1 protein-coding gene is annotated in these 557 nt (G+C 54.0%); it reads right to left on the bottom strand.

The window, feature by feature from the left end; all coding sequences use genetic code 11:
* Positions 1-557: Calx-beta domain-containing protein (locus tag GVN20_RS29525; RefSeq protein ID WP_206023404.1), on the bottom strand; the 557-nt coding region annotated here is incomplete at both ends.

The following is a 557-nucleotide window of genomic DNA, read 5'->3' as shown; positions in this document are numbered from 1 at the left end:
CCCGCAGCAAAGGTTACTACTTGGTTGGTGATGCCGGTGTAATCATTATCGGCCGTGGTGGCGGTGCCATCTGTGGTGGAGAAGTTTACCGTCACTGCTACATCCACTGGATTACTCAATGATACACTGAACACCTGGGGCGTTGTTGATTCCAACTCACTGATGTTGCCAACCAAAGCCACCGTGGCAGCATCGTCGTTCGTTATGGTACCCGTCTGTGGACTGCCCGCCATCGTAATCGCCGCCAGCTGCACTGGCGTCAGACCCGTCAGGGTCCCCAAGGCCACCGTGAACGTTTCATCCAATTCCACTTTGTTATCCCCGTTCACCAACACTGTAATCGTTTTTTGTTCTCCCGATGTTCCCGTAAAACTCAGACTACCGTCGTTATCGGTATAATCGTTATCGGCCGTAGAAGCGGTGCCGTTGGTAGTCGTGTAAGGAGAACCAAAACCTCCCTGTACCGCCGCACTCAGCGTCGCCGTGAAAGTGTAACTGGTCGTACCTGCGGATCCTTCGTTTTTGGCAGTGCCGCCACTCAGCGTGAGTGTAGCCGC

The sequence above is a fragment of the Runella sp. CRIBMP genome, assembly GCF_009905605.1.
GTDB lineage: Bacteria > Bacteroidota > Bacteroidia > Cytophagales > Spirosomataceae > Runella.
The sequence above is the reverse complement of the archived record's forward strand: the minus strand, read 5'-3'. Positions and strand labels throughout refer to the sequence as shown.